Origin of the sequence: Pseudacidovorax intermedius, assembly GCF_001476815.1 — a bacterium.
Lineage (GTDB): Bacteria > Pseudomonadota > Gammaproteobacteria > Burkholderiales > Burkholderiaceae_C > Xenophilus > Xenophilus intermedius_A.
The window spans coordinates 1-25,093 of record NZ_LDSL01000071.1 but is presented as its reverse complement, the minus strand read 5'-3'; the positions used below and the strand labels follow the sequence as shown (position 1 = coordinate 25,093).

General features: G+C 73.4%; 24 protein-coding genes. 9 read left to right on the top strand and 15 right to left on the bottom strand.

The features are described 5' to 3' along the window. The coding region (locus tag NS331_RS12440; protein ID WP_153012835.1) for a LysR family transcriptional regulator at positions 1-469 on the bottom strand (469 nt) is incomplete at its 3' end. A gap of 208 nt (positions 470-677) precedes the next feature. On the opposite strand from NS331_RS12440, the gene NS331_RS12435 reads away from it, so the two are divergent. The 3 genes from NS331_RS12435 to NS331_RS12425 all read left to right on the top strand — a co-directional run bounded on the left by NS331_RS12435 (position 678) and on the right by NS331_RS12425 (position 4,546). Further along, on the top strand, positions 678-1,874 hold the full coding sequence (locus NS331_RS12435; protein WP_017758300.1) for an acyl-CoA dehydrogenase: 1,197 nt from the start codon (positions 678-680) through the stop codon (positions 1,872-1,874). A 163-nt stretch (positions 1,875-2,037) separates the two neighbouring features. After that, positions 2,038-3,282, top strand: coding sequence for a CaiB/BaiF CoA transferase family protein (locus NS331_RS12430; protein ID WP_058642308.1), 1,245 nt, complete (start codon positions 2,038-2,040; stop codon positions 3,280-3,282). Positions 3,283-3,445: 163 nt separating this feature from the next. Further along, positions 3,446-4,546, top strand: coding sequence for a helix-turn-helix transcriptional regulator (locus NS331_RS12425; protein WP_058642300.1), 1,101 nt, complete (start codon positions 3,446-3,448; stop codon positions 4,544-4,546). A gap of 193 nt (positions 4,547-4,739) precedes the next feature. On the opposite strand, the gene NS331_RS12420 is transcribed toward NS331_RS12425, so the two are convergent. The 3 genes from NS331_RS12420 to NS331_RS12410 all read right to left on the bottom strand — a co-directional run bounded on the left by NS331_RS12420 (position 4,740) and on the right by NS331_RS12410 (position 7,865). Beyond that, positions 4,740-5,645 carry a DMT family transporter gene (locus tag NS331_RS12420; RefSeq protein WP_275936460.1) on the bottom strand — a complete coding sequence of 302 codons (906 nt, stop codon included), beginning with the start codon at positions 5,643-5,645 and terminating at the stop codon, positions 4,740-4,742. Continuing rightward, positions 5,642-6,115, bottom strand: coding sequence for a CopD family protein (locus NS331_RS12415; protein WP_242873731.1), 474 nt, complete (start codon positions 6,113-6,115; stop codon positions 5,642-5,644). Before NS331_RS12415 ends, NS331_RS12420 begins: the two co-directional genes overlap by 4 nt. Positions 6,116-6,212: 97 nt before the next feature. Further along, positions 6,213-7,865 carry a hypothetical protein gene (locus tag NS331_RS12410; protein ID WP_058642299.1) on the bottom strand — a complete coding sequence of 551 codons (1,653 nt, stop codon included), beginning with the start codon at positions 7,863-7,865 and terminating at the stop codon, positions 6,213-6,215. A gap of 242 nt (positions 7,866-8,107) precedes the next feature. On the opposite strand from NS331_RS12410, the gene bla reads away from it, so the two are divergent. After that, complete coding sequence (gene bla / locus NS331_RS12405) at positions 8,108-9,013, top strand: class A beta-lactamase (RefSeq protein WP_058642305.1); 906 nt, start codon at positions 8,108-8,110, stop codon at positions 9,011-9,013. A gap of 16 nt (positions 9,014-9,029) precedes the next feature. Here the strand turns inward: bla and NS331_RS12400 are convergent, their stop codons facing one another. Beyond that, complete coding sequence (locus NS331_RS12400; protein WP_058642298.1) at positions 9,030-9,326, bottom strand: hypothetical protein; 297 nt, start codon at positions 9,324-9,326, stop codon at positions 9,030-9,032. Positions 9,327-9,440: 114 nt separating this feature from the next. On the opposite strand from NS331_RS12400, the gene NS331_RS12395 reads away from it, so the two are divergent. Further along, positions 9,441-10,343: a LysR family transcriptional regulator gene (locus NS331_RS12395; protein WP_058642297.1), complete on the top strand. Its 903-nt coding sequence runs from the start codon at positions 9,441-9,443 to the stop codon at positions 10,341-10,343. A 171-nt stretch (positions 10,344-10,514) separates the two neighbouring features. On the opposite strand, the gene NS331_RS12390 is transcribed toward NS331_RS12395, so the two are convergent. Beyond that, positions 10,515-11,690, bottom strand: coding sequence for a citrate synthase (locus tag NS331_RS12390; RefSeq protein WP_058642304.1), 1,176 nt, complete (start codon positions 11,688-11,690; stop codon positions 10,515-10,517). Positions 11,691-11,775: 85 nt separating this feature from the next. Here NS331_RS12390 and NS331_RS12385 point away from each other — a divergent pair, with 85 nt between their 5' ends. Beyond that, positions 11,776-12,906 carry a citrate synthase/methylcitrate synthase gene (locus NS331_RS12385; RefSeq protein ID WP_242873730.1) on the top strand — a complete coding sequence of 377 codons (1,131 nt, stop codon included), beginning with the start codon at positions 11,776-11,778 and terminating at the stop codon, positions 12,904-12,906. Between the two features lie 7 nt (positions 12,907-12,913). On the opposite strand, the gene NS331_RS12380 is transcribed toward NS331_RS12385, so the two are convergent. Continuing rightward, complete coding sequence (locus NS331_RS12380) at positions 12,914-14,227, bottom strand: glycosyltransferase (RefSeq protein ID WP_058642302.1); 1,314 nt, start codon at positions 14,225-14,227, stop codon at positions 12,914-12,916. Positions 14,228-14,349: 122 nt separating this feature from the next. On the opposite strand from NS331_RS12380, the gene NS331_RS26690 reads away from it, so the two are divergent. Continuing rightward, positions 14,350-16,830: an ATP-binding protein gene (locus NS331_RS26690; RefSeq protein WP_058642296.1), complete on the top strand. Its 2,481-nt coding sequence runs from the start codon at positions 14,350-14,352 to the stop codon at positions 16,828-16,830. 16 nt (positions 16,831-16,846) lie between these two features. On the opposite strand, the gene NS331_RS12370 is transcribed toward NS331_RS26690, so the two are convergent. Continuing rightward, positions 16,847-17,239 (bottom strand): nuclear transport factor 2 family protein, encoded by a 393-nt coding sequence (locus tag NS331_RS12370; RefSeq protein WP_058642295.1) that lies wholly within the window; start codon positions 17,237-17,239, stop codon positions 16,847-16,849. Between the two features lie 218 nt (positions 17,240-17,457). Here NS331_RS12370 and NS331_RS12365 point away from each other — a divergent pair, with 218 nt between their 5' ends. Both NS331_RS12365 and NS331_RS27135 read left to right on the top strand, forming a co-directional pair. Next, positions 17,458-18,507, top strand: a complete 1,050-nt coding sequence (locus tag NS331_RS12365; protein ID WP_058642294.1) for a phosphotransferase enzyme family protein — start codon at positions 17,458-17,460, stop codon at positions 18,505-18,507. 103 nt (positions 18,508-18,610) lie between these two features. Next, positions 18,611-19,204, top strand: a complete 594-nt coding sequence (locus tag NS331_RS27135) for a DUF3253 domain-containing protein (RefSeq protein WP_193758097.1) — start codon at positions 18,611-18,613, stop codon at positions 19,202-19,204. On the opposite strand, the gene NS331_RS26680 is transcribed toward NS331_RS27135, so the two are convergent. The 7 genes from NS331_RS26680 to NS331_RS12330 form a co-directional block, all read right to left on the bottom strand. Continuing rightward, the gene (locus NS331_RS26680) at positions 19,168-19,323 is read right to left on the bottom strand and encodes a hypothetical protein (RefSeq protein WP_193758096.1); all 156 of its coding nucleotides are present in this window, start codon (positions 19,321-19,323) and stop codon (positions 19,168-19,170) included. The two genes, NS331_RS27135 and NS331_RS26680, sit on opposite strands and share 37 nt — an antisense overlap. A gap of 11 nt (positions 19,324-19,334) precedes the next feature. After that, the gene (locus NS331_RS12355) at positions 19,335-20,258 is read right to left on the bottom strand and encodes a ketopantoate reductase family protein (protein WP_058642293.1); all 924 of its coding nucleotides are present in this window, start codon (positions 20,256-20,258) and stop codon (positions 19,335-19,337) included. A 19-nt stretch (positions 20,259-20,277) separates the two neighbouring features. Further along, complete coding sequence (locus tag NS331_RS12350) at positions 20,278-21,213, bottom strand: glutaminase (protein WP_058642292.1); 936 nt, start codon at positions 21,211-21,213, stop codon at positions 20,278-20,280. Continuing rightward, positions 21,210-22,370: an ATP-binding protein gene (locus tag NS331_RS12345; protein ID WP_058642291.1), complete on the bottom strand. Its 1,161-nt coding sequence runs from the start codon at positions 22,368-22,370 to the stop codon at positions 21,210-21,212. Before NS331_RS12345 ends, NS331_RS12350 begins: the two co-directional genes overlap by 4 nt. A gap of 61 nt (positions 22,371-22,431) precedes the next feature. After that, complete coding sequence (locus NS331_RS12340) at positions 22,432-23,322, bottom strand: DMT family transporter (RefSeq protein WP_058642290.1); 891 nt, start codon at positions 23,320-23,322, stop codon at positions 22,432-22,434. 62 nt (positions 23,323-23,384) lie between these two features. Next, positions 23,385-24,812: an amidohydrolase family protein gene (locus tag NS331_RS12335; protein ID WP_058642289.1), complete on the bottom strand. Its 1,428-nt coding sequence runs from the start codon at positions 24,810-24,812 to the stop codon at positions 23,385-23,387. Between the two features lie 52 nt (positions 24,813-24,864). Then, the coding region (locus NS331_RS12330) for a TSUP family transporter (protein ID WP_153012832.1) at positions 24,865-25,093 on the bottom strand (229 nt) is incomplete at its 5' end.

The following is a 25,093-nucleotide window of genomic DNA, read 5'->3' as shown; positions in this document are numbered from 1 at the left end:
AGGTCGCGGCCTGCTGCGGCGTGCCGGTGTAGAGCGCGGCGTCGAAGGGCGTGTCGTTGAACAGGAAGGGCCGCGTCTGGGTCTCGATGTGGACCGTGATGTCCGGATGCGCCTGGGCCAGCAGCGGCAGCCGGGGGATCAGCCAGCGCGTGGCCAGCGTGGGCACCGCCGCCAGCTGCAGCGAACCGCCCGCGCCCTGGCGGGCCATGGCGTCCAGCGTGTCGCGCTCCATGGCGTCGAGCTGGCGGCGGATCTGCCGCGCATAGTCGGCACCGGCCGCCGTGAGCTGCACGCCGTGGCGCGTGCGGCGGAACAGCGCCAGGCCCATGAAGGCCTCCAGCGCCCCGATCTGGCGCGAGACGGCGCTCTGCGTCAGGGCCAGCTCTTCGGCGGCGCGGGTGTAGCTTTCGTGCCGGGCCGCGGCCTCGAAGCAGGCCAGCGCCTGGGTGGAGGGGATCTTGCGTCGCATGGTCCGAAAAGCGTGGAAGGTATGCCTTCGCTACATAGTTGATCGCCGCCTTGCCCATCGGCAACGGCGAAGGATATTGTCTGCAGATATGCCAAGCCTGCATGTCTGGGTGCCGAATTCTCGTTTGCGCCGCCGCCGACGCCGGGCGTACGATGCCTCGCATTCCCCCGCAACCTGCAGCCGCTCACGCGCACGGAGACCGCACACCATGGCCACCAAAGCCGCCTTCCACTGGGACGACCCCTTCCTCCTCGACCAGCAACTGACCGACGACGAACGCGCCGTGCGCGAGGCCGCCAACGCCTACTGCCAGGACAAGCTGGCGCCGCGCGTGCTCGAGATGTTCCGCGGCGAGAAGACCGACCTGTCGATCTTCCGCGAGATGGGCGAGCTGGGCCTGCTGGGCCCCACCATCCCCGAGCAGTACGGCGGCCCCGGCCTCAACTACGTCTGCTACGGCCTGATCGCACGCGAAGTGGAGCGCGTCGATTCCGGCTACCGCTCCATGGCCAGCGTGCAGTCCTCGCTGGTGATGGTGCCCATCTACGAATTCGGCACCGAGGCGCAGAAGCAGAAGTACCTGCCCAAGCTGGCCAGCGGCGAGTTCATCGGCTGCTTCGGCCTGACCGAGCCCGACCACGGCTCCGACCCCGGCAGCATGGCCACCCGCGCCTACAAGACCGACGGCGGCTACCGCCTCAAGGGCAACAAGATGTGGATCACCAACTCGCCGGTGGCCGACGTCTTCGTCGTCTGGGCGAAGGAAGTGAGCGAAGGCGGCGCCGTCGGCCCGATCCGCGGCTTCGTGCTCGAGAAGGGCATGAAGGGCCTGTCGGCCCCGGCCATCCACGGCAAGGTGGGCCTGCGCGCTTCCATCACCGGCGAGATCGTCATGGACGACGTCTTCGTGCCCGAAGAAAACGCCTTCCCCGAAGTGCAGGGCCTCAAGGGCCCATTCACCTGCCTCAACAGCGCGCGCTACGGCATCAGCTGGGGCGCCATCGGCGCCGCCGAGGACTGCTTCCACCGCGCCCGCCAGTACGTGCTGGACCGCAAGCAGTTCGGCCGCCCGCTGGCCGCCAACCAGCTGATCCAGAAGAAGCTGGCCGACATGCAGACCGAGATCACGCTGGGCCTGCAGGGCAGCCTGCGCCTGGGCCGCATGAAGGACGAGGGCATCGCCGCGGTCGAGATCACCTCGATCATGAAGCGCAACAACTGCGGCAAGTCGCTGGACATCGCCCGCCTGGCGCGCGACATGATGGGCGGCAACGGCATCAGCGACGAGTTCGGCGTGGCGCGCCACCTGGTGAACCTGGAGGTGGTCAACACCTACGAGGGCACGCACGACGTGCACGCGCTCATCCTCGGCCGCGCCATCACCGGCATCGCAGCATTCAGCTGATCACGACAACCCCCAGGCTGCGCGCTTCGCGCTCCGCCACCCCCCTTCTGCTGCGCGAAGGGGGCGCACCCGGCGGCCCGGCAAAGCCGGTTCCGCGGGTGCCCGCGAACGGGCTTCGCTGCGCTTGCCTTGGCCAATACATTCCTCGCACGCTTCGATGCCCATGACCGATCCTTCTCATCCAGCCGCGCTCGACGGCATCAAGGTCCTCGACCTGTCCCGCGTGCTCGCGGGCCCCTGGTGCACCCAGATCCTGGCGGACCTGGGGGCGGACGTGGTCAAGATCGAGCGGCCCGGCGTGGGCGACGACACCCGCGGCTGGGGCCCGCCCTTCCTGAAGGACGCCGAGGGCCAGGACACCACGCAGTCCACCTACTTCACCGCCTGCAACCGCAACAAGCGCAGCATGACGGTGGACATGGCCTCGCCCGAGGGCCAGCGGATCCTGCGCCGCATGGCGGCCGAGGCCGACGTGGTGGTCGAGAACTTCAAGACCGGCGGCCTGGCGCAGTACGGGCTGGACTACGCCAGCCTGCGCGCCCTCAACCCGCGGCTGGTGTACTGCAGCGTGACCGGCTTCGGCCACGACGGCCCCTATGCCGAGCGCGCCGGCTACGACCTGATGATCCAGGCCATGAGCGGCATGATGAGCATCACCGGCCGGCCCGATGCCGAGCCCGGCGGCGGCCCGCTGCGCGTGGGCGTGGCGCTGATCGACCTGTTCACCGGCTGCTATGCCTCCACCGCCATCCTGGCCGCGCTGCGCGCGCGTGAGGCCAGCGGCGAGGGCCAGCACATCGACATGGCGCTGCTGGACGTGTCCATGGCCATCCTGGCCAACCAGGCCACCGCTTTCCTCAACACCGGCCATCCGCCGCAGCGCCAGGGCAACACGCACCCCAGCCTCGCGCCCTACCAGGACATCGCGACGCAGGACGGCTCCATGCTGCTGGCCATCGGCAACAACGGCCAGTTCGCCCGCTTCTGCGAGGCGGCCGGCCATGCCGAATGGGCAGCCGACGAACGCTTCGCCAGCAACACGCTGCGCGTGAAGCACCGGGCCGAGTTGATCGCGCTGATGGAGGCCGTCACGCGCACCCGCACCACCGCCCAGTGGGTGACGCTGCTCGAAGACAAGGCCGTGCCCTGTGGCCCCATCAACGACATCGGCCAGGCCTTCGGCGACGCGCAGGTGCGCTCGCGCGGCCTGGCCGTGACCCTGCCGCGCGATGCGGGCGACGGCATCGCGGCCATCACCGGCGTGGCCAGCCCGCTTCGGCTGACGGCCACGCCGCCGGTGCTGCGGCGTGCGCCCCCTGCGCTGGGGCAGCACACGGACGAGGTGCTGGCGGAGCTGGGCTTTTCGGCCGGGGACATCGCGCGGCTCAAGGCGGACGCGGTCGTCTGAGCCGGTGTGAACGGCCGGCCCCGGCCGATTCGCGCGACCCGGGTGCCCCGACCGTCCTCGCTGCCGCACTGCCGGCGGCATCCTCATAACGGTGGATTGACCCGGCCCCGGCGGGCGTGGATCAATCACTCGCGCGCAGGTGCGCGCGAGGAAGAAACCGTTCATGAACCTGGGTGCCACAGACCCCGTCCTGTCCCGTGCGCTGGATGCCGTCCGCCTGCTGGGCGAGGAGACGCCGCCCTGGACGGAGGTCCTGGGCACCGCCCTCGCCCTGATCGGCGGCGAGAGCGCGTCGCTGATGGTCTTCTCCGACGACGAGGTCGTGGGCATGGAGAAATTCCAGATCGATCCCGCCGCCGAGCGCGACTACCTGGAGCACTACTACGCCATGGACATCGCCCTGCCCCAGGCCCTGGCCGCGCCGCCGGGCCACTGGCTGGACACGCAGGACTCGCTGCAGGACCCCCAGGCCGCGCGCTCGCCCTACTACACCGAATTCATGCGCGACCACCGCATGCTGCAGATCCATGCGCTCAAGCTCAGTGCCGGCATCGGCCCGCGCATGTGCCTGAGCTTCCAGCGGGCCTCGGTCGACCACCGGCTGCGCGAGCGGCTCGAAGGCGAGCGCGTGCGCCGCTACACCGATGCCTTCCAGGCGGCACTGCACATGCGCAACGCCGCCAGCGCTGAATGGCTGGTGCAGTCCGCCGCGGCCTTCGAGCGCTTCGGCGAGGCGCTGTGCCTGGTGGACGTGGGCGGCTACGTGGTGCAGGCCTCGCCGCTGGCCGCGCACTGGCTGGCCCAGGGCGAGTTGCCGCTGCTGCTGCGGGGCCGGCGCCTGTGGCTGGACGACGCGGCGCTGCGGCAGGCGCTGGCCGACGCCATCGCCTGCGTGGGGCTGGACCGGGGGCCGGTGCAGCTGCGCCTGCCGGCCACCCCGGGCCACCGCGGCGGCCTGCTGGAACTGGTGCGCGCGCCGCGCAGCCTGTCCATCGCCGACCGCTTCCTGGTGCTGATGCGCATGCGGCCCACCCAGGTCCGCGTGCCGGACGAGGAAGCCCTGTGTGCCCGCTTCGTCGGCATCACGCCTGCCGAGGCCCGGGTGCTGCGCGCGCTCGCGTCCGGCCAGACGCCCCGGCAGCATGCCGAGGCCCAGGGCACCTCGATCCACACGGTGCGCAAGCAGGTCGCGATGCTGCTGGAGAAGACCGGCTGCCAGCGCCAGGTGGACCTGGTGCGCAAGGTGCTCGAAGCGGGCAGCTGAGTAGCGGGGCCGGCCCGTTCGGCAACGTGTGCTGCGTGCAGGCACGGCGGCCGAACGCGCCCGGTGCTCGGCGCCTCAGTCCTTCGGCCCCTGACGCTCGGCCCTTCAGCCCTTCAGCCCTTCAGCCCTTCAGCCCTTCAGCCCTTCAGCCCTTCAGCCCTTCAGCCCTTCAGGCCTTCAGGCCTTCAGGCCTTCAGGCCGCAGCCCGCGGCGCCTCCCGCCGCACCAGGTACAGCCCGCTCGCGATGATGATCGCGCTGCCCGTCAGCGTCCACGCATCGGGCGTGCCGCGCCAGATCAGCCAGTCCAGCAGCAGCCCCCAGGCCAGGGCGCTGTATTCGAAGGGCGCCACCGCCGCGGCCTGGCCGTGGCGGAAGGCCTCGGAGATCGCCAGTTGCGCCAGGAAGCCGGCCACGGCCAGCGCGGCGATGGCCGGCAGGTGCGCGGCGGAGACCGGCAGCCACACCGGCCATGCCAGCGCGCCGCCGCCCACCGCCAGGCTCACCGTGGTCCAGAACACCAGCGCGCTGCTGGGCTCGGTGCGGCTGGCCAGCCGGCCCAGCACGTTGCTCAGCGCATAGCACAGCGCCGCGGCCAGCACCGCCAGGGCGCCGCTGGTGAGGAAGGCCTCGCCGTCCGGCCGCAGCGCCACCACCACGCCGCCGAAGCCGACCGCGATCGCCACCCAGTGGCGCGGCTGCACCCGCTCGCCCAGCAGCGGCACGGCCAGCAGCGTGATGAGCAGCGGCGCGACGAAGCTCAGCGTGTAGGCCTCGCCCAGGCCCATGGTGCGCAGCCCCAGGGTGAACAGCACCAGCATCAGCACGCTGAGCACGCCGCGCATCAGGTGCAGCCGCCAGCGCATGCCGCGGTGGAACACCTGGCCGCCCTCGCGCCGCCACAGGATGTACAGCGCGATCATCGGCAGCGAGCTCCAGCCCCGCAGCGCCACCACCTGCGCTGGCGAGAAGTGGCCGCCCAGCACCTTGAGCATGGCGTCCACCACGCTGAAGGCGGCGCAGGCCGCCAGCATGGCGACGATGCCGCGCAGCGTGCCCGCGGCCGGAAGCGATGCGAGGGCCGCCAGACGCCGCCTCACGCGGCGCGGCCCAGCAGCACCACCACGAAGACCAGCACGCCCAGCACCAGGTTGAAGGACACCCGCACGCGGATGCGCGCGAGCGCCGCGCCGGCCTCGGGCCAGTCGTGCGCCGCCACCGCGCGGCGCAGCTTGGGGAAGGCGCCGGCGCGGATCGTGAGGTAGATGGCCGTCATCAGCGTCGCCAGGCCGACCATGGCATGCACCCGCCAGTGGGCGCCGGCGAAGCCGCCCATCTGCCCCAGCATGGCGAAGCCGCTCACCCACAGCAGGGTGAGGGCGGCGTCCACGCCGATGAGGAAGCGGCGCAGCACGCCCGCCATCAGCGGCAGGCGCTGGGGTGGCGGCAGCAAGGCGGCCGCCACGGGCCGCACGGCCAGGTGCAGCGTGGCCATGCCGCCCACCCAGAAGGCGGCGGCCAGCACGTGCAGGAGGATCAGCAGGGCGTAGAGCAGGGGCGAGGAGGTCATCGGACGATGCTACGCGGTGCGCGTGACGGGCGGGACGGGGGAAGCACCGCGGTGGGCGGAAGGACGGGGCCCACGACGCCCCGCCGGCCGGGCGCCGTCACGCGGCGCGGGCGTGGCGGACCGGGCGGCGCGGCGGCGGCTCCAGGGCCAGCAGTTCCGCCGGCAGCGCGTCGGCCCACACCTCGACGAAGTAGGCCCGGTCGCTCGCCACCAGTTGCGGCAGCACGCTGCGCAGCCGGGCCAGGGCACCGGCGGCGCTGCGCAGGTCGCGGGCGTGCGCGGCGTACCAGGCCTGCTCCAGCAGCAGGCCCGCCAGCTGCAGGCCGGGATAGCGGTGCTGGCCGCCGTCGTGCTCCGCCAGGCGCTGGCCGGCCATGGCGGCCCAGCCCTCGCGGCCGGCGCGCCATTCGAAGCCGGGCGCGCTGCCGCCGGCGGCCTCGGCCAGGGCGCGCGGCGTGTGCGGCCGCAGGGCCGCGAACTCGGCCAGCGGCAGGCCGCGCGCGGGCTGGCAGTCGCCGCGCGCCATGCGCATGAGGTAGATCGCGTTCCACGCCGAGCGGCCCTGCACGTCGGCAAGGCCGCTCAGCCATTCGCTGAAGGCGATCCACTGCACCGCATGGCGCAGCGCCGCGTCGCCCCGCGCATGGCCGGCGGCGGCCACGCCCAGTCCCACGCGGTCGAACAGCCACACGGCCATGCCCATGTTGGCCGCCACGTGCTGGGCGGCGTCGAAGGCATGGGATTCGAAGGCCGCGGCCAGGGCGCGGCCGAAATGCCGCATGGCCTCTTCCGCCAGCGGCGCGGCGCCCGCGGCGTCGTGCGCGGCGCCGCCCAGCGCCCGCGAGCGGCAGGCCAGCGCCCACAGGTTGTTCCATTCGAAGCGCACCTGCGGATGGTGGCGCAGCAGCGGCGCCTGCTGCGCGTCGCGCGCCATGGCGGCCAGCTGCGCCTGGGCCTGCGGCAGGTCGCGCGCCGTGTAGCTGCACCAGGCGGCCACGATGGCCGCCATGGCGCCCAGGTAGTCGTGGCTGGCCACCTGCCGCGCCAGGCGCTGGCGCTGCAGCGCGGCCAGCCGCTTGCGGGCCTGGGCATCGTCGCCCAGGCGGCGCCAGAGCAGGGCCTCGTGCAGCGTGACCAGGGCGCGCTGGTAGTCGTCCTGCGCCAGGGCCGCGGCCTGCCGCATGGCCGTGAGGGCGCTGGCGGGGGCCTGCGCCTCGGGCCGGCCCTGCACCGGCGACGCCCAGCGGCCCTGGCGCATGGCCTGCTGGGCCGCGGCCAGCTGGTGCCAGAAACGGGCGTCCTGCAGCTGCACGGCATCGGCTGGCGCCGACGCGGTGGTGCCGGCGGCGGGCCGCGGCGCCGCGGGCAGGCCCAGGAAGGCATTCACCTCCGCGGCCGTGGCGCTGCGGCCGTCCACCTGCAGCCGCAGGCGGCGCGCCTCGGCCGGTGGCAGCCAGAAGGGGCCCTGGCTGCGGCCTTCGGCATTGAGGAAGCGCGGGTCGCGCGCCGTGTCCGCACCCCAGCCCACCCGCACACCCCAGGCCTTGAAGTCGCGGAAGGCGCGGCTGACCACCATGCGCAGTGTGCGTGCCGAGGACACCGGGCCGCGCAGCGCGTCCAGCGCCACCACCTCGCCGCGGCGCTGCGCCTGGTGCAGCCGCACCAGCAGCCACAGCGACTGGTAGGGCGCGGCACGGCCGTCCACCGACTGGGGCGTGGTGAGTTCGACGGCGAGCGTGGGCAGGGGCATGACGGGCGTGGAAAAGGCAGGCGATGTGACAGCCGTGACAGCGGTGCGCGGCGGCATGGCGCCGGACCTTGGCCGGCGGGGCGGCGCTTTCTACGATGCGGCTCGTCGCGACACCCGACCGTCGTTCATCCAACGCCCGGCCGCCGCATCCGCAGCCCGCATTGTGGGCCGCGCGGCGATGCCGGGCCTTCATCCGGAGACCCTTCATGACCGCTTCCTCTTCCCAGTCCACCGGCCGCGCCATGGTCGATGCCCCGCGCCGGCGCCTGCTGGCCGGCCTGGCCGCCGCGCCCTTCGCGCTGGCCACGGCCGGCTGCGCCGCGACGGCGGCGCCCGCACGGCGTGAGGCCGAGGCCGAGGCCGCCCTGCAGGCGCTGGATGCAGGCTTCGACGGCGCGCTGGGCGTGTTCGCGCTCGACACCGGCACGGGCGCCACGCTCGGCCACCGCGCCGCACAGCGCTTTCCGATGTGCAGTAGCTTCAAGGCCGTGCTGGCCGCGGCCATGCTCGGGCGCAGCGTGCGGCAGCCGGGCTGGCTGGCCGAGCGCGTGCGCTACACGCGGGCCGAACTGGTGCCCTATTCGCCCATCACCGAGCGCCACGTGGGCGAGGGCATGACCGTCGCCGCCCTGTGCGCCGCCACCGTGCAGTACAGCGACAACGGCGCCGCCAACCTGTTGATGGCGCGCAGCGGTGGCCCGCAGGCGGTGACGGCCTTCGCCCGCAGCCAGGGCGACACGGTGTTCCGGCTCGACCGCATCGAGCCCGCGCTGAACACCGCCGAGCCCGGCGACGAGCGCGACACCACCACGCCCGAGGCCATGGCGCGCCTGCTGCAGCGCCTGGTGCTCGGCGACGGCCTGCCGCCGCCGCAGCGCGGGCAGCTGGCCGACTGGCTGCGTGGCAACACCACCGGCGCGCGGCGCATCCGCGCCGGCATGCCGGCCCTGTGGACGGTGGGCGACAAGACGGGCACCGGCCGCCACGGATCGGCCAGCGACGTGGGCGTGGTGTGGCGCCCGGGCGCGGCGCCGCTGGTGCTGGCGGTCTACACGACGCGGCCCCAGCCCGATGCCCCGGCGGACGAGGCCGTCATCGCCGACGCGGCCCGCATCGTGGCCGGCTGGGCGCAGCCGCGCGGCGCCTGAGCGCCGAGGCGAATGCTCAGTCTTGGGTGCCGCCGCGCAGGTGGCCGCCCAGTTCGCACCAGCCCACGCCCAGATCGTTGAGCTGGTGCTGGCCCAGCGCCATCAGCAGGGCGCCTTCTTCCCGCAGCCGGCGGGCCTGCCGGCGGCGCTGCCGCCATTGGCCGGCGGCCGCGCGCAGCCTGGCCACGGCGCCGGGCCGGGCGGCCAGGGCCTGCACCTCGCGCGGCGCGGCGTCCGGCACGGTGGCGCGGCGCACCGGGGCGGCGACGGCGCTCTGGCGGGCGGGAACGGGCTGCAGCACGAGGGTGTTCATGGTCGGCTCCTGGCGTGTGTTTCTGGCACGAGGTGGTGAAAGGAGCCGCGATCATGCGCTGCGGCGCAACATTGGAGAAGTTGAGAGTTCTGAGCGCAGCGATCAGAATGCCTGATGCGCCAACTCAACCTCGACCAGGTCCGCACCCTGGTCGCCATCGCCGATCTGGGCAGCTTCTCGGCCGCCGCCCAGGCCCTGCACCTGGCCCAGCCCACCGTCAGCCTGCACGTGAGCGAACTCGAGTCGCGGCTGGGCGTGCCGCTGCTGCTGCGCTCGCCGCGCCACGTGCAGTCCACGCCCGCCGGGGCCGAACTGGTGGATCGCGGCCGCCGCCTGCTGCGCGATGCCGACGAGGCCATGGACGCCGCCCGCCGCCGCCATGCCGGGCTGGAGGGCCGGGTGCGCATCGGCGTCTCCACCACCAGCGTGGTGGTGGACCTGCTGCCGCCGGTGTTCGAGGCCTTGGCCGCGCGCTACCCGGGCATCGAGCTGTCGCCGGTGTTCGTGGGCTCGGCGGACTCGGCCACCGGCCTCGTGGCCGGCACGGTGGATCTGGCGGTGGTCGCCCTGCCCCAGCCGGCGCTGCCCGGCGTGCGCTTCACGCCCTGGCTGCGGCACGAGATGCGGGCGCTGGTGCCGGCCGCCTGGCCCGGGCTGCCCAAACGGGCCACGCCGGCCTGGCTGGCGCAACGGCCGCTCATCATGAACGAGCCGGGCACCCGCATGCAGATGCTCACGCTCGAATGGTTCGGCCGCGCCGGCTTCTCGCCGCGCGCGCGCATCGAGCACAACTACGACGTCGCCATGCGCGGCCTGGTGGAGGCCGGCTACGGCGCCGCGCTGCTGCCGCTGCGGGCCAGCCATGAAGAGCCGGCCGGCTCGCGCGTGCGGGTGCTGCCGCTCAGCCCGCGGCTGGTGCGGCAGCTGGTCATCGGCCACCGCACGCAGGAACCCGCGGGCGGGCCGGTGCGGCGGGTGGTGGAGATGCTGATGGAGATGGCGGGCCAGGTGGCGTGAAAGGCGCCGCAGGCCCATGGCGCTTCGCGGCCCTCTCCCCGTTGGAGGGCGCTGCGCGCCCTGCCGAGGCCCGGCGCTTCGACTCGGGACAGGCCAGGGCCAGCGCTTCGCATGCCCAGGCCCGGCCGGCGCTGCGGCCACTCGGCCGTCGTCCTCCGTCGAGGCTTGTGGTCAGCGGACGGCCCTGGCGCCCGGCGCCGGTCCGGTGTAGCGCGCACGCGGCCGGATGAGCGTGCCCGTGGCCTGCTGCTCCAGCGCATGGGCGATCCAGCCCACCGCACGCGCCAGGGCGAACAGCACCAGCGGCGCATGCGCCGGCAGCCGGTGCGCGGTGCTGAGGGCGGCGAGTGCGAAGTCCACGTTGGCTTTCTCGCCCATCAGCCGCTCGCCGGCCTCGCGCAGCGCGGCATAGGGCGCCGGCAGGTCGAGGTGGGCGAGCAGGGCGTCGCATCGCACATCGCCCTGCGGATAGAGCGGGTGGCCGAAGGCGGGCAGCCGCCGGCCCAGCGACAGCCATTCGTGCATCGCGGCGTCCACGCCCTCGCGCTCGGCCGCGCGGACCAGGCCCAGCGTGGCCCGCGCGGCGCCGCCGTGCAGCGGGCCGCTCAATGCAGCGAGTCCGCCCAGCACGCTGGCAGCCAGCGAGGCGCCGGTGGAGGCTGTGACGCGTGCTGCGAAGGTGGACGCGTTGAGTTCGTGGTCGGCCAGCAGCACCAGCGCGCGCCGGATCGTGTCCGCCGCCTTCGGCCGGCGCCAGGCGGCGGCCAGACGTTCGTGCAGCAGCGCACCGCGGGCAGGCCCGGCAAGGGCATCGGCCAGCAGGCCCATCAGCCCCGCGGCCTCCTGCAGCAGCGCGGGCCGACCCCGGCCACGCGACGGCGGATCGGCCGCCGCGCGCAAGGCCAGCGCGGTCATCGCACCCGCGAGCGGGGCGGTGGATGAAGCAGGGACGGGCGGCGCCGGCGCGGCGAAGGGCATGGCTGGCCCGTCCCACAGCAGGGCCGACACCTGCTCCAGCGTGCCTGCGTCGGCAAGTGCGCATGCGTCCTGTCCCCGGTAGTAGAGCCGTCCGGCCATGACCGTCGAGATCGCCGAGGCCAGCACCGGCTCGCCCCACTGGATGGCCTCGCCGGCCAGCACCGCATCGCTGCGGCGGCCCTGGCGGCGCGCGGCCAGGCGCTGCACGTCGTCGCGGTGGTAGAGGCTGCGCCGCGGGTCGGCCGCATCGGGCCGCGTGCGGATGCGGCCCCGGCTCACGTTGGCATAGAGCGTCTGCGGACGCACCTTCAGCAAGGCCAGGGCATCGGCGGCGGGCAGCCACAGCGGCAGCGTGTCGGCAGCGGTCATGTTGATGGAATGAATCAAGATTGACGTCAACATTGTGCGGTTTCCACAATGCCTTTCATCCCAACGACACGGCAAAGGCGGCGACATGATGGACAAGGACGACAACGGGCTCGAAGGCGTGGTGGCTGCCCACACGGTGCTCTCCGAGGTGGACGGCGCCGCCGGCCGGCTGGTGCTGCGCGGTCATGCGGTGGAGGACATCGCCGGCCGCTGGCGCTACGAGGACGTGCTCGCGCTGCTCTGGCAGGACTTCTTCGCGCCGCTGCCGGCGGCGTCCGACCTGGCCCAGGCGCTGGGCCGCGCACGCGCCGAGGTCGCCACCCTGCTGCGCGCGGACGACCGCGACGTGCTGGCGGACCTGCCGCCGGTGGAGGCCATGCGCGCCCTGCTCGCCCGCCTGCCCGACGGCGACGACCTGCCCACGGCCCTGCGCCTGGTGGCCGCGCCCGTGGTCTTCACGGCGGCCGTGCTGCGCGGGAAGGCGGGCGAGGCGCCGGTCATGCCCGATGCGGCGGCACCGCACGCCGCGGACTTCCTGCGGATGGTTTCAGGCCGGCCGGCGACGCAGGCCCAGGCCGCGGCACTCGATGCCTACCTGGTCACGGTCGCCGACCATGGCCTCAACGCCTCCACCTTCGCGGCGCGCGTGGTCGCGTCCACGGGCGCGGGCCTGGCCTCGGCCGTGCTCGCAGGCCTGAGCGCGCTCAAGGGCCCGCTGCACGGCGGCGCGCCCGGGCCGGTGCTGGACATGCTCGATGCCATCGGCAGTGCCGATGCGGCTGCGCGCTGGCTGGAGGCGGCACTGGACCGCGGCGAACGGCTGATGGGCTTCGGCCACCGCATCTACCGCGTGCGCGATCCGCGCGCCGATGCGCTCAAGAAGGCGCTGCGCGAACTCGCCAGGGTCGGCGGCGTCGAAGCCGGCCGCGTCGCACTGGCCGAGGCCGTGGAGCGCGCCGCCCTGGCCTCGCTGCAGGCGCGCAAGCCCGGCCGTGTGCTGGAGACCAACGTCGAGTTCTACACCGCCTTGCTGCTCGAAGCCGTGGGCCTGCCGCGCGAGGCCTTCACCGCCGTGTTCGCCGCCGGGCGCGTGGGCGGCTGGGTGGCGCACGCGCGCGAGCAGGTGCAGCGCGGGCGGCTGATCCGGCCGCAGTCGGTGTACGTGGGGCCGGCGGCCGAAGCGTCTCCGGCCGGGACGAGCCTCCCCGTCCGTTGACCGCCGTTCAAGCCGGGCCTGTCTGAGCCAGGGCTGCTGCGACCTCGAACTCGCGGCGGATGTCTTCCAGCGGCCGGTAGCGCCCGATGGCGTCGCCCAGCGCCCGGGCGCGGCGGCGATAGGGCGAGTCGCCCACCACGGCGCGCACCGCCTCGGCGACGCGTACCGGCGCCGGCCGTGCCGTGCGCAGGTTGATGCCGACGCCGAAGTACTGCACGCGGGCCGCGACCTCGGGCTTGTCCTCCGCGCCCGGCGCGACCACGAGCGGCACACCATGGCGCAGGGCGAGCAGCGTCGTGCCGTAGCCGCCGTTGGTGACCAGGGCGCTCAGGCGCGGCAGCAGCCGGTCGTAGGGCAGGAACTCGGCCGCCCGCGCGTTGGCCGGCAGCGGGCCCAGCGCATCGACCGGCGCGCCACCGGTGCTCACGACCACATGCCCGTCGAAGCCGGCCAGGCCGTGCAGCGCGGGCTGTACCAGCGAGGAGAAATCGCGGTTGTCCAGCGTGCCCTGGGTGACGTGGACGATGGGCCGGCCGTCGTCGAGCGCGTCCCACCAGGGCGGAAGCGGCCGGGTGGACGCGGCGGCGCTGGTGTCGAGCGGGCCGACGAAGCGCAGGCCCGGCGCGAAGTCCGTCAGGGGGTATTCGAACTCGCGCGGACCCAGCTGGAGCAGCCGGTCGAACAGGCGGGACAGGTCCAGGATGAACGGAAAGCCGGCGGGCAGCGGCGCACCCGAGGCCTCGTGCACGAGCCGGCGCGCCAGCTGTTGCGTGTCGCGGAAGACGAGGCGGGTGGCCAGCAGGTTCAGCGCGCGGTTGCGCAGCCGTCCCGCCACGCCCCACAAGGGCTGCATCGCCATGCCGGCGGGCGGCGCATCGCGCGTCAGTTGCGCCACCGGTCCGATGCCGAAGGCGAACACGGGCGGCCGCTGGCCGCGCGGGCGCACCAGCAGCGGCACCGCGCCGGCGAAGAGATGGTCCGTGGCGACGGCATCGAAGCGCCCGCCGTCGAGCAGGCCGCGCAATGCCCGCCACTGGTCCGGGATGGGATGGATGAAGGTGTTCTGGATCTGGTACTGCGACAGCGCCACCCCGCGGTAGCGGGCGCGGTCGGGCAGATAACTTTCGAGTTCGCGCTCGTCGAAGTCGGCCCGCCCCGGCAGCGGCGCGAAGCCGAGGCCGGCGCCGCGCACGTTCGCCTCGAAGCGCGACCCCGTGAGCATCGTGACCGCATGTCCCGCCGCGGCCAGGTGGCGGCCAGCCGCGATCAGGGGCGCCACATGGCCGTAGAGCGGCGTGCTGGCGAACAGATAGTGGGGCATGGAGGTCATCGGCCCTGACAAGGTGCCGTCCTATGATGAACCGCGTTGAAGCGATGGAGTTGCGACATGAGAAGTTTCGGGGGGGCGCGCGAACGCGCCCCGCTCCCGGCCGGCGGTGCCCCATGGCGCTGACCCGCGGCGTTTTCGTCGGCCGCGCCGAGTCGCTTCAGGCGCTGGACGCGCTGGCCCTGAGCGCGCCCCTCGTCACCGTGTCCGGGCCGGGCGGCGTGGGCAAGACACGGCTGGTGCTGGAGTGGCTGGACGCGGGCGGTGACGCACATTCCGGGTCCACGGCCCTCGTCCGCCTGGATGGCCTGGACGACGCCGCCGCCGTGCACGGCGCCGTGGCGGCCGCGATAGGCATGCCGCGCACGGGTGGCCAGCCGTATGTGGACGCCATGGTGCAGTGGCTGCACGACACGCCCCTGCGCCTGGTACTGGACAACTGCGAGCATGTGGCCGACACCGTGGCCGCCCTGGTCCAGGCGCTGCTGGACGGCACCCGCGAGGTCACGGTCGTCGCCACCAGCCGCAGCCCCCTGGGCATCGCCGGCGAGGCGCACCTGCGCCTGGCGCCCCTGGCCGAGGCCGACGCCTTCGACCTCTTCATCGCCCGTGCCCTGCAGCGCGTGCCGGGTTTCATGCCGGAGGGACCGTCGTCGTCGGCCATCCAGGCCATCTGCCGCGCGGTGGACGGCCTGCCGCTGGCCATCGAGCTGGCCGCCGGCTGGGCCGCGGTGCTGCCCGCGCCCGACCTCGCGGCCCAGCTCGCGCAGGGCCTGGCATTGCTGCAGCGCCGCGGTGCCCTGCCCGCGCGGCATGCCACGCTGGCCGACACCATGCAGTGGAGCCACCAGCTGCTGTCGCCGGCGGCGCAATCGCTGCTGCGGCGCCTGGCCGCCTTTCCCGCGAGCTTCGCGGTGGAGGCCGTCGCACCCGTCTGCGCGAACGGGGCACTGGCGCCGGACGGCATCCTGCTGGCGCTGCGCGAGCTGGTCGAGCACTCGCTGGTGCAGTTCGACCTGCCGTCCGGGCGCTACCGGCTGCTGAACACCGTCCGACTGTTCGCCACCGCGCTGGCGCGGGAGGCGGGCGACTGGGACATCGTGCGCCAGGCCCATGCGGCGCACTTCGCCGCCCTGGCGCTGGGCGCCCGCGCGGTCGACTTCGTGCCCGAAGACCGGTGGCTGCCCCGGCTGCAGGCTGAGGTGGACAACCTGCATGCCACGCTGCGCACCCTGCTGGACAGTGGGCGCGGCGTGCAGGCGCTGGAACTGGCCACCGCCCTCACCACCTTCTGGTGGACCGCCGGCCGGCACCGCGAGGGCCTGGGCTGGGTGCGGGCCGCCCTGGGTCAAGCCGAAGACGCACCGCCCATGCTGCGGGCGGCCGCGCAATTCGGCCTGGGCTTCCTCGGCGCGCACGACACGGGCGACTGGGCCGTGGCTGCGGCCGAGCTGGACCAGGGGCTGGCGCTGCTCGCGCCGCTGCAGGAGGACGGCGCCGACCTGCTGCGCGGCTACCTGCTGTGCCTGCGCGGCGAGTGCGACAACATGGCCGGTGCACCGCAGGCCGGACTGGCCCGGGCGTCGGAGGGCGCGGCGCTCATCGCGCGCCATCCGCAGGACCGCTGGGGCCGCGGCTTCGCGGCCTGGAACGTGGGCTTCGGCCACGAATGCGCGGGCGACCTGCCGCAGGCCGCGCTGCGCTACGAGGAGGTCATCGCCTCGCAGCGCGGCAACAGCCTGGTGGTGCGCATGATCGGCTGCCAGAGCCTGGCGGGCGTGCTCGAACGCCAGGGCCGTGCGGCCGAGGCCCTGCCCCTGTTCGACGAGGCCCTGCAACTGTGCCGGCAGGTCGGGCTGATGCGGCTCGGCGACGTGCATGGCTCGCTGGCGCGCCTGCTGGCGGACTGTGCCCGCGTGCGCGTGGCGGCCGGTGCCGAGCCCGACGACGCACGCGCCCTGGCCAGGGAAGCGCTGGCCAGCGCCGAGGCGCTGCAGGACGGCGCCGCCGCCACCGTCGCCGCCGAGGTGCTCGCCAGGCTGGCCGGCCCCTCCCGCCGCCAGGGCGTGTTCCGGCGGCAGGGCCCCGTGTGGTGCGTCGGCCTGGACGAGGCCCAGGCCATGCTGCCGGACAGCAAGGGCCTGCGCCAGATGCGGCACCTGCTGCAGGTGCCGGGCGAGGAGATGGCGGCGGCGGAACTCGCGGCCGCCGCCGACGACGCGCCGCGCGAGATCGGCCGCGGCGACCCGGCGCTTGACGCCCGCGCCGTGGCCCAGTACCGCAAGCGCCTGCGCCTGCTGGACGAGGCCCTGGCCCTGCCCGCCGAGGTGCTCGACGACGAGCGGCGCGACGAGGTGCGCCGGGAGCATGCCTTCCTGTCGCAGGAGCTGGCCCGCAGCGTCGGCCTGGGCGGGCGCGTGCGGCGCACCGGCTCGGCCAACGAGCGCATGCGGGTGAACGTCACGCGCACGCTGCGCGCGGCCATCGCCGAGATCGAGGCGGTGCACCCCGCCCTCGGCGCGCATCTGGCCCGGAGCATCCGGACCGGCAACTTCTGCCGCTACCAGGCGGCCGAACGCGTGCACTGGCAGTTCTGAGGCACTGGCCAGGCGCTCAGCCTTGCTGCAGCGCGCGCTGCACCAGCACCGTGTCCACGTACTGCACGAAGCGCACGATCCTGCCGCCCTGCACCGTCCAGGCATGCACGAAGGGCGCGCGGAAGGAGTTGCCCGTGGCCTTGTAGGTGCCGCTGTAGTGGCCCAGGGCGACGACGTCGTCGCCCTCGCTCACGTAGCGCTCCGGCACGGCCTGGTAGCCGTCCCACTCGGTGGCGAGCTTGATGAACACGCCGTCCACGATGGCCTGCGGGCCGTGGAAGGTGCCGGCGTAGGGATAGCCCTCGGCCTCGGTCCATGCGATGTCGGGCGCCATGTTGGCCAGGATGGCGGGCATGTCGCCCGTGGCGAAGCCCGCGTACAGGGCCTGGATGGTCTGGAGGTTGGTCATGAGAGGTCGTTCCTTCGACAGTGGAGGGGAAAGTGGCGCCTGCTTGCACGCGGCACCCGAAACCTTGGCGTTCGCTGGGTGCGGCAGCGTCGTTCGTTGGCAACGAACGGAGCGGCGGTTTTGGCTTGGCCGCAGCCTGGCCCACGTAGACTCCGCCCCCCGCGCCACCCTCGGTGCCCTTCAGCGTCCGGCGGCGCGGGAATCGACGAAAGCGCTTCATGACGTCTGCTGGCCCCTGCGATCCCGAACTCGTCCCCGCCCACACCACCGTCGCCGCGGCGTCCGTGGCGGCGTGGGTGCGGCGGCACTACGGGCTGGCCGTCGAGCACTGCGTGCTGATCCGCCGCGGACTCAACGACAACTACGCGCTGCGCGTGCAGGGCGGCGCGCGCCATGTGGCGCGGCTCTACACCATCCGCCCGCGCGGGCCGTTCAACATCGAATTCGAGACGGCCCTGCTGGCGCACCTGCAGCGCCGCGGCGTCGGCGTGGCCGCGCCGGTCGCGACCGCGGCCGGTGGCACGCACGTGGCCCTGCAGTGCCCCGAAGGCCGGCGCGCCCTCGTGCTCTTCCGCCATGCCGACGGCGCCGTGCCGGACGCCCTGGACGAGTTCGCCGCCACGGGCGAGGCGCTGGCCTGCATGCATGCCGCCGCGCGCGACTATGCGGGGCCGCCCAGCCTCTACGCCCTCGACGGCCATGGCCTGGCCGGCCGGACGCTCGCGTACCTGAAGGCCTATCCGGGCCTCGATGCCGGCGTGCTCGCCAGCTACGAATCGCTGATCGGCGCCCTGCTGGACCAACTGGCCGCCGCCCAGCCTGGGCTCACCCGCGTGCTGTGCCACGGCGACACCCACGGCTTCAACAACCACGTGGTGGCCGACGAGGCGGGCGGCAAGCGGGCGGTGCTCTTCGACTTCGACGACGCCGGGCCGGGCTTCCTGGCCTACGACCTGGCCGTGATGCCCTGGTCCTACCTGGTCCGCAAGGGCCTGCGCGAGGCCGACGACGTGCTGCGCGAGCGCTGGGCGCACTACCTGGCGGGCTACCGGGCCGCGGGTGGCGTGGTCGGCGACGCGGACCGGGCGGCCCTGCCCCTCTTCATCCAGCTGCGCCACCTCTGGAACCTGGGCGAGGGCGTCAGCCGCCTGCACCACTGGGGCACCAGCGTGGCGCCCGAGGACTGGCTGCGCCGGCAGGTCGAGGTCATGGCGGCCTGGAAGACGCTCGATCTGGCACCCCCGGCGGGCGCCGCCGCGGCGCCGTGACGGCGCCCGCTTCGCCGCCGACCGGCGCAGGCGATGCAGGCGCGCATCATGTCCGGGACCGCGCCGACGTGCCGCATGCATCGATCCGGCACACGATCCTGTCATGCGCCCGACCGACGACGCCGCCATCCGCCACCTGATCGCCGATCTGCTGGAGCGCCGCGCCGCGGATGCGACGGTGTGTCCCTCGGAGGTGGCCCGCGCCCTGTCTGCCGACGACTGGCGGCCACTCATGCCCCGGGTGCGGGCCGTGGCCATCGACATGGCCGGGCAGGGCCTGCTGGAAATCCGCCAGCGTGGCCGGGCCCTGTCGCCCGACGTCGCACCGCGCGGCCCGATCCGGCTGGGCCGCCCGGCACCGTCGGCACACGCCGAGGCAGCCACGGCCGGCCATCCCACCACGCCGGACGGCCGCTACTTCGTCGTGCGCGGCCGGCTGTGGCGCAAGGCCAACCCGCAGCTGCCGCCTGCGCAGCGCGAGGCGCTGGTGCGGCAGCTGATGGAGGCCCGCCGCGCCCTGCGCGGCCGCCGCTCCGACGAAGAGCGCCGGGCCGCGCGCGAGCAGGTCGACCAGGCCAAGCGCGCCCTGGGCGAGCGCGGCCTTGTGTGGTGGACCGATGGCGCGCCGGACTTCAACCGCCGCATGGCCCGCAACACGCCCTACCGCGACTGGTTCGCCGCCCTGCCCCCGGGCTGACGCAGGCCCAGCCACAGCAGCGCCGCCGCGATCAGGCCCAGCGGCAGCAGCGAGCCGATGTTCAGCAGCGTCCACTCCCGCGCGGTGGCCAGCGCGCTGGCCACCACGTCGCCCATCACCGGCAGGGCCGTCAGCGGCCAGAGCTCTCGGTCGATCGCGCCGCCGGCGGGGCTTCGAGCAGCTTCACCAGGCTGTGCAGCAGGCGGTTCAGCGGCACCGGCACGCCGAGCGCGTCGCCGCGGCGCACCACGTAGCCGTTGATGTGGTCGATCTCGGTGGGCTTGCCGCGCATCAGGTCCTGCGCGGTGGAGGAGAACTGCGCCGGCATGGTGGCGGCGATGGCATCCACCGCCGCATACAGGTCGCCCGGCACCTGCACGCCGTCGGCCCGGGCCACGGCCAGGCATTCGTCGGCGATGGCCCGCAGCGTGGGCTGGATGCCCGGCGCCGGGTAGAGCACGCCGTAGGGCTGGCGCGTGATGGCGGACAGCGCGTTGTAGGCGCAGTTGAGGATCAGCTTGGCCCACAGCGCGCCGATGGCCTGGGCCGACACCTCGGTGGGCACGCCGGCCGCGGCCAGCGTCTGCGCGACGTCGGTGCTGCGCGCCGACGGGCCGATCACCAGCTCGCCGCGGCCGTGGTGGCGCAGGTGGCCGGGGCCTGCCATCTCGGTGGCGACGTAGACCACGGCCGGCACCACCGTCTGCTGCGGCAGCACGGCCTGCAGCCGCTGGGCGTTGTCCACGCCGTTCTGCAGGCTCAATACCAGCGCGCCGGGCGGCAGGTGCGGGCGCAGCTGTTCGCCGGCGGATTCGGTGTCGGGCGACTTGACGCAGAACAGCACCAGGTCGGCGCCGGCCACGGCCTCGGGGCCGGTGGCGGCCTCCATCGGCACCTGTTCGTCGAAGCGCGTGGTCTGCATGCGCAGGCCGTGCGCGCGCACCGCCTCCACATGGGCCGGCCGGCCGATCAGCACCACCGCATGGCCGGCGCGCGCTAGCATGCCTCCGTAGTAGCAGCCGACCGCGCCGGCGCCCATCACTGCGACCTTCATGCTTCGCTCCTTCTCATCGTCAGAACACCGACAGCCCCGTGCGGGCCACGAACATCTCCAGCGCCTTCATGCCCAGGTGCGAGTTGCCCGTGGCATCGAGCGCGGGCGACCACACGCACAGCGTGAGCCGGTCGGGCACGACGGCCACGATGCCGCCGCCCACGCCGCTCTTGCAGGGCAGGCCGATGCGGAAGGCGAATTCCCCCGCCGCGTCGTAGGTGCCGCAGGTGAGCATCAGCGCGTTGATGCGGCGCGTCTGGCGCTCGGTGACCACCCGCTCGTCCGCATGGTCGGGATGGGCGCCGTCGCGCGACAGGTAGCTCGCGGCCCGGGCCAGTTGGCGGCAGCTCATGGCCAGCGCGCATTGGTGGAAATACAGGTCCAGCACCTCGGCCACCGGATGGTCCAGCTTGCCGAAGCTCTTCATGAAGTGGGCCAGTGCCAGGTTGCGGTGGCCGCTGGCGGCCTCGGAGGCGGCGACCTCCTCGTCGAAATCCACCGGCTCGCCCGCCAGGTGGCTGAGAAAGCCGCGCAGCGTGCCCCGCGCATCGGCGCCGTACAGGTCGACGATGCGGTCCGCCACCGCGATGGCGCCGGCATTGATGAAGGGATTGCGCGGCTTGCCCTGCTCGCTTTCGAGCTGCACCAGCGAGTTGAACGGGTTGCCCGAGGGCTCCCGCCCGATGCGCGCCCACAGCGCGGCCTCGGGCATGTGGCGCATGGCCAGCGTGAGCGAGAAGAGCTTGGAGATGCTCTGGATCGAGAAGGGCACATCGCCGTCGCCCGCTACCGCTTCGCGGCCGTCGCAGGTGCGCAGCGCGATGCCGAAGCGCGTCGCGTCCACCCGCGCGAGTGCCGGGATGTAGCGGGCCACCTGGCCCTCGCGCCCGGCCTCGGGCCCGAGGGTGTGGACGATGTCGTCGAGGACGGCCTGGAAGTCGGGGGAGGTGTTCATTCGGGTGGGTTCTGCAGCCGCTGCCAGCTGAAGACGGGCCAGTCGCTGCGGATCTGGTCGGCCTGGCCGCCGTAGACGACGACGCCGGCTTCCACGGCATCGGGAAACTGCTGCGCGAACAGCCGCAGGCCGCGGAAATAGTCGGGGTTGACGGTGGCGCCTGCCTTGACCTCGACGGCCCGGAAACGCCGGCCGACTGGAATCAGCAGATCGACCTCGTGGCCGGTGGCATCGCGGAAGAAGTACATCTCGGCCGACTCGCCCTGGTTGAAGCGTGTCTTGAGCGCATCCATGACCACCATGTTCTCGAACAGTGCGCCGAGCAGCGGATCGCGCGCCACCTGCTCCGGCGTGCGCAGGCCCAGCAGCCAGCAGGCCAGGCCGACGTCGTGGAAATAGAGCTTGGGACTCTTGATCAGCCGTTTCGAGGTGTTGGTGAACCAGGGCGGCAGCACATGGACGATGTAGCTGGTCTGCAGAAGGTCGAGCCAGGCACGCGCCGTGACGTGGGAGACGCCGGCATCGTTGCCCAGGCTGCTGAGGTTGACGACCTGCCCGATGCGGCCTGCGCACAGGCGTACGAAGCGCTCGAAGCGCTGAAGGTCGTGCACGGCGGCCATCTGCCGCAGGTCGCGTTCGACGTAGGTGGCGAAGTAGTCGCCCAGTGCCTGGGACGGGTCGAGCCCCCGGTCATGGAGCCGGGGATAGAAGCCGGACAGCAGCGTGGGGCCCAACGCCTGCGAGGGATGGTGGCGTGCCAGCTCTGCCAGCGACAGGGGCAGCAGGCGCAACACGGCCGTCCGTCCGGCGAGCGACTGGCTGACCTGCGCCATCAGTTCGAACTGATGGCTGCCGGTGAGGATGAAGCGGCCGGGTTGCGGATCGGCATCCACCATCGTCTGCAGATACGAGGGCAGTGCGGGCGCGCGCTGGATCTCGTCCAGGATGGCACCGCCTTCGAAGCCGGCCAGGAAGCCGCGCGGGTCTTCCTCGGCGAAGCGGCGCACGTCCGGATCTTCCAGGCTGACATACGGCTTGTCCTGGAAGAGATGGCGGCACAGCGTGGTCTTGCCGCTCTGCCGCGGACCAGTGAGGGTGACCACCGGATACTGGCTCGCCAGTTGGCGTGCCAGGGGTGCGATGTCGCGGGGAATCATGAGCCGATTCTAGGAAAGCCGTGCAAATTGAAGAAATTTTCTTCAATTTGCACGGTCTGGCTCAGCCCCGGCGGTTGAGCAGCACCAGGCCCACCGACACGCCCGCCAGCGCCGCCACCAGCTGCGCCGTCAGCGGCTCCTTCAGCAGCACCACGCCGAAGAGCAGCGCGAACAGCGGCGTGAGGAAGGTGAAGGGCGACAGGCGCGTGGCCGGGTAGTGCCGCAGCAGCCACATCCAGGCCAGGTAGCTGGCGAAGGCGCCGATGAAGGTCTGGGCGGCGATGGATGACCACGCATAGGCCGAGTAGCCGAAGCCCCAGGGCTCGCCGCGCAGCAGCGACGCCACCGGCACCACCGCGGCGGTGACGGCCAGCTGGTAGAACAGCGTCTTCTCGGCACTGGCGGTGGCCAGGCGGCTGCTGCGGATCACCAGCGTGGTCAGCCCCCACAGCAGGCCGGCCAGCAGGGCCAGCGCGTCGCCGCGCAGCTGCCCGGGCTGGGCATGGCCCAGGCTTTCGCTGAAGGCCACCACCACGGCCGCGAAGGCCAGCGTCAGCCCGATCCACTGCACCCGGCGCAGGCGCTCGGCCGGCACCAGCCGCGGCAGCAGCAGCGCCACGAAGAAGGGCGAGGTGTAGAGGAAGACCGTGAGGCGCGAAGCGGTGGTCAGCTGCAGGCCCAGGTAGATGCAGATGAACTCGCCCGCGAACAGCAGGCCGGCCAGCAGCCCGGGCAGCAGCGTGCCGTCGCGCCGGAACAGCGCCACGCCGCGTGCCGCGCACCACAGCAGCAGCAGCACGGTGGCGCCGGTCATGCGCAGCGTGGCCTGCCACATGGGCGGCACCTCGGCCACGGTGGTCTTGATGAGGATCTGCTGCAGGCCCCAGAACGCGCAGCAGGCGACCAGGATCAGGAGGGCGCGGGTGTCGAGATGGTCTTGGCGGTCGGTCATGCGGCGGGCTGGCGTTGTCTCGGGGAGCCTCTTTGGGCAGCCGCCGATCCTAGCCCGCGGGGCTAAAAGCTGCTGGATGCCCGCATGCGCTCGGCCTCGGCCTGCGCGCGGTGCGCGTCGGAGGTCGCATGCACCCGCTGGATGGGCGCACGGGCCACGTCGCGGCGGGCGATGGCGGCCACCTCGCGCATCAGCGCACGGGCGTCCCAGTCCACAGGCCAGCCCTGCCACAGCCGCAGCGCGCCCTGCACGAAGACGGCATCGATCTGGTCGCGGTTGGCGAAGCGCACCAGCTCCCAGCCCAGGTCCCAGCTGGGCACGAACTCGGGCACGTCCACGTCCAGCAGCAGGAAGTCGGCGGCATGGCCGGCCGCGATGCGGCCGGTGACGGCGCCCAGGCCGGCGGCGCGTGCGCCTTCGTGGGCGGCATGGTCCAGCCAGGTCCAGCCGCCGCCGCAGGAGGAGTCGCCCTTGGCGATGCCCTGCGTCAGGCGCTGGGCCATCTCGGCGGCGTCCATCAGGCGCAGCGCGTCGGCGCGCGTGCCGTCGGTGCCCAGGCCGAAGGGCACGCCCAGCATCTGCAGGAGGCCGGCGTCGAGCACGGCATTGCCCTTCCAGGCGCTGGCCACGGGGTTGTAGGCCACGGCGGCGCCGCTGTCGCGCAGCAGGCCCAGCTCGCGCGGCGTGAGCAGCGTGGCATGGGCCAGCAGGGCGCTGTCATTCAGGGCACCGACGGCATGCAGCAGCTCCAGCGGACGCAGGCCGCGGGCGACCAGCGAGCGTTCGACCGCGGCCAGGTGCTCGTTGACGTGCGTCTGGAAGCGCGCGCCGGCCTCGCGCGCGAGCGCGGCCACGTCGTGCAGCATGCGGTCGGTGGCGGCCTCGGGAATGGAGATGGCGAGCGAGGGATGCACCAGTGGGTCGTGCTCGTGCGCGGCCAGGAAGCCCGCGGCGCGGTCGAGGATGCGGCGCGCGCCGGCCTCGCCTTCGGTGTTGCCGGCGTCGTTGCAGATCAGGCCCAGCACGCAGCGGATGCCCGCCTCGCGCGCCGCGCGCGCCACGCCGGCCAGCCCCTCCTCGGAGCGGGTGCCGGCGTCGACCACGGTCGTGAAGCCGCCGCGCAGCGACTCCAGCGCGGCCAGCTTGGCCGACAGGTAGGCGGCGTGTTCGTCCAGCACGCCTTCCATCGGCACCCAGATGCGGCGGAAGATCTCCGAGGGCTCACCGAAGGCCAGGGACTTGCCGAAGGCCTGCGTGAGGTGCGTGTGGGTGTCGATCAGGCCCGGCATCAGCAGATGGTTCGGGGCCTCGTGCACAGGCAGGCCGGGATGGGCGGCCCGCACCTCGTCGACCGGGCCGACCTGCGTGAAGCGGCCGTGCTGCACCGCGACGGCCAGGCCCTGCTTCATGCCGCCCTGCTGCAGCAGGTGGCCGGGGGCGATCAGGAGCGGGGCATCGCCGGTGGGACGGAGGTGGTCAGCGGACAGCATGGGTGAAAGGGGTCGGAAAGGCGCGCTCACAGAGCGGCGCAAAGAGAAGGTGTCACTTCAGGATCAGCAACGCGAACCAGCCGCCCGTGGCCAGCAGCAACACGGCCACGCCGCGTTGCAGCTGCGCAATCGGCAAACGCCGCGCGGCGCGCTGGCCCAGCAGGCTGCCGGCCATCAGCAGCAGGCCGCACATCAGCGCCAGGCGCCAGTCCAGCCGGCCGGCCAGCGCATGGACGGTGCTGGCCGACACGGCCACCGGCAGCTGCACCGCCTGCGCGGCG